The sequence below is a fragment of the Moorena sp. SIO3B2 genome (assembly GCF_010692525.1).
GTDB classification, from domain to species: Bacteria; Cyanobacteriota; Cyanobacteriia; order Cyanobacteriales; family Coleofasciculaceae; genus Moorena; species Moorena producens.
Genome location: NZ_JAAHHE010000537.1, coordinates 1 through 3338, shown reverse-complemented (window position 1 = coordinate 3338; position 3338 = coordinate 1). Strand labels below are relative to the sequence as shown.

Annotated in this window: 4 protein-coding genes; all 4 read right to left on the bottom strand. The window is 41.5% G+C overall.

What is annotated here, in order from left to right; all coding sequences use genetic code 11:
- Positions 1 to 57: 57 nt before the first annotated feature.
- On the bottom strand, positions 58 to 1098 hold the full coding sequence (locus F6K38_RS37610) for a class I SAM-dependent methyltransferase (RefSeq protein ID WP_287360089.1): 1041 nt from the start codon (positions 1096 to 1098) through the stop codon (positions 58 to 60).
- Between the two features lie 493 nt (positions 1099 to 1591).
- On the bottom strand, positions 1592 to 1831 hold the full coding sequence (locus F6K38_RS37605; RefSeq protein ID WP_287360087.1) for a hypothetical protein: 240 nt from the start codon (positions 1829 to 1831) through the stop codon (positions 1592 to 1594).
- A gap of 123 nt (positions 1832 to 1954) precedes the next feature.
- The gene (locus F6K38_RS37600; RefSeq protein ID WP_287360086.1) at positions 1955 to 2671 is read right to left on the bottom strand and encodes a phycobilisome rod-core linker polypeptide; all 717 of its coding nucleotides are present in this window, start codon (positions 2669 to 2671) and stop codon (positions 1955 to 1957) included.
- A 272-nt stretch (positions 2672 to 2943) separates the two neighbouring features.
- Positions 2944 to 3075, bottom strand: a complete 132-nt coding sequence (locus F6K38_RS37595; RefSeq protein WP_287360084.1) for a hypothetical protein — start codon at positions 3073 to 3075, stop codon at positions 2944 to 2946.
- Positions 3076 to 3338: the final 263 nt, after the last annotated feature.

The following is a 3338-nucleotide window of genomic DNA, read 5'->3' as shown; positions in this document are numbered from 1 at the left end:
GGGCAGATTTTTATTAAGGGTAATTATCCTAACATGATCTAAGCATCCTGGTTGGGCTTATTTTTTGTAAATGCGAAGATAGGTTTGTACATAATCCATAGAGAACTGACCGGGATTCTCTCGAATCCTAGCTGTAAATCTTTGGTAGAATTGGTTGACAATATCAGAAATGTCTTGATTGGATCGATTGCTTAGGGCATTTCTCAATGTATGTTCACTCCAAGAGCGAGTCGCTTGGGTGAGACCTTGGGCAAATTTCTCTGCATCCCTATCATCTTCGTACTGAGACCGATAAGGGCACCGAATCAGCATGGTTCGGGTATCTCCTAATCGTAAGCCAGCTTGATAAACTTCACTTTGAGGGTCTTCGAGACACGCAGTAAACTCGGCTTCTGTTCGGTAATAACTTTGTGATGTAGCGCCAACATACTCTTCTGGTTGAATCAATTCCTCAATCTGCATTTGTTTCCAAATTTCGTGCAGAATATCTTTCAGGTTCAAGTCTACCAGGTTGTGCCCTACATAGCGCCCTTGTTCGTCTACGGATAAGTTGACGGTTACTATTTGACCTCCAGATTTGAGTTCTTTAGCTCTAGCCAGGAGAATAGTGCTCCAGTCAATCTGTGACTGTGCTTGAAAAATTGCTTTATCTTCTACTGGGGCAGAAACATTGACATCAATATGATTGCTTAGATGTTTGGGTAGCTTACTTAGCCAGTGCATGGCTGTGGAGGAGAAACCAAAGTCTAGACTATTGGGGGGACAAACAGGTTCATAAAATGATCGTGGAACCATTGAAACTACTAGATTTTGATCACCCTGCATCAAGAAGGTTGCATTTTTGCCTAGGGCATTAAAGTCATTACTGGGTAAATCATTAAATATTACTTCAACAAAAGCCCCGTTATTTTGTTTTTTTATAGTAGCAATAATCTGCTGCCATAATCCTTGGCTAGTACCACCGTCTGCAATGCCATAATCAGCTAGTCTTACCTGTGAAGAGTTTTGGATGGGCTGGATTGCTTTTGCTACTAAATCCCCAGCAGCTTCGAGACAAAGTTTGGCTCCAAGGGTGTTGAGTGAGTAGTTCGATGACATATAAATTTCCATGTACTATCCTCTGTAATGATGAGTATTTTAACCGGTTTTTTAGTTAATTAATGGTCAATAAAACCAGAAAATTACTTGCAAAATATTGGTGGTTTATCTGCTATTTTTTTCAAGCAAGTAGTATTATAGCCATTGGTCACCAGTTAATTAATCGCGTAATTTGTCAGGGTCAACCCATCTAAGCCTAGGAATAATATCAGGAAATTAAAGCCGAATAAATCAACAGAGGAGTAGACATCTGAAACTGAATAATTTACGGTTATTCCGTACTGATTCGGCTAAGTTTTAATAAACAAAACCTAAAAGTATTACTAGGGAATACTTTTAGGTTTTGAGATACTATGTAGTCTCAAGTATCAATTATCATCAAAATCTAAAAGCTATACACAGTATAGTTTTAGCCAATTCAAGTTAACAGCATATCATAACAGGTATCAACTAGCATAATTTACTCTCAGAAAATAATACAGGAGTCCCTCCATTAAGTCAATCGGGTCGGGGATTTATAGCGGTTTTCAATTAGGTGAATTCCAAATTTTTGGGTTTTAGGGAACAGGGAACAGCGGATCACCGGAACAGCGGATCTGGAAGCCACCCATAACCCCTCCGAGGAGGCGAAGAGAGGGAAGAGGGAATAGGGGAAAAATCCGGCGTTGCTTAATAATGGAATGATTTTAATAGTTTTTAGGTGCGCTTTCCGTTGGCGAATTAAATTCGCCACGGGTCGCACCTGTGGAATGGGCATCTTGCCCGTTTCATTTCCAGGCAGGCAGGATGCCCACCCCACTCATATTCATTCAAAGATTCAGCAATGCCGTAATCTTTGATTCGGTCTAGGAGGATTTCACAGGCTACCAGTGCTATAAGCCTGCCAAGCAATGGTGACAATAACACGAATAACTTCAACTGTACCGGCTACAGTAACAATTGCGCCGATCTCGCGTACCACACGGGGCGGCATATTGCCTTCCCAGGGTAAAAGGGATTTGGATTTGTAGTGCTGTATCACGTTACCGATTCCTGTATAACGTTTGATGCTCAGTTCCTTTGGCAGTGCCGGGAGTCCCTGATTACTGGAAGACAGTTTATCAGAGCGGCGAAACGGTACAATGTCATCACCAAAGGCTGCAATATATTCATCACAATTGGTCAATGTCTGCGCAAAGGTGATCAGACCTTCCGAGGCTAAAAGGGAGCTCCACTTATGGATCTCGTTTTGTGTAGCCTGGCGACCTAAAACGCGCTCAAAGCACAGTGCAACAAAACGGAAATTACTATTGACGGCGAAGACATAATTAACATACATGTCCGAGCAAAGTAACTCACGAACCAGATCTCGAGTGCTCAATTGACCATTCAGGTATGCAGATTCAAGGCTAGCATGATGGTGAAAGTCAAGATCTCGATTTTCCTTAAATAGTTGCTTATATACTGCTTTCAAGCTGAGCAATTTATCGTCATCTGATATAGTATTCCCTTGGCTGCCGTTATAGCTGATTGGGTAAATTTCAGAGGTAGACCAAGATTGTATTAACTGAGAGTTATTAGTTAGTGTTTGCATTTTTTCTTTGACCCTGCAAGTGTTTATTAATCCGTTAAGATCGATTCCTTGATTATCTAGACGGTTCTAATTTTAGGGGCTAGTGGGTCACGGTTTGCATGAATGATAAGTAAATTTACTTATTCATTACAAAATCTTACAGGATTATTCAGAGCTACCCTAATCTGTTATAATAGAGTATTTATGGTATTAACCTTGTAGGTCAACCTTGCCCAACTTCTTCTTTGAGGTACCCAACAGAGCAACGGCGAATGAAACTGGGAGCCACGCTTTCAAGGAAGTGAGGCGTGGTACCTGACCTGATTGACTGAGAAAACTCCTATAGCAAAGGGAAAAGGGAACAGGGAATAGGGAACAGGGAGTAGGGAGTAGGGAGTACGGAACTTCGGATCAAAAATTCTCACAATTCATTTAGGATGCCTATAAAACCATTGATTTTATCTAAAACCATTGCCAGGTTTGGGTTTCACTATTTTCAACCCAACCTACGAAGCCAGAAAAGTCAGTCAACCAGGGTATCTGACATCAGTAGCATGTCACCTAGGATCGCTGTGCTCTAAACCAAACACCTTCCGATCTCCTGGTGAGAGCTGATAAATTTTAGCTGTTTGCAACCACTCATATATAGCCTCCGGCTTGAGCCACACCCTGGCAGTGCCATTGCTGA

Coding starts and splice junctions, on each gene's coding strand:
- F6K38_RS37610 (WP_287360089.1), bottom strand. CDS start 1,098: ATGTCATCGAACTACTCACTCAACACCCTTGGAGCCAAACTTTGTCTC.
- F6K38_RS37600 (WP_287360086.1), bottom strand. CDS start 2,671: ATGCAAACACTAACTAATAACTCTCAGTTAATACAATCTTGGTCTACC.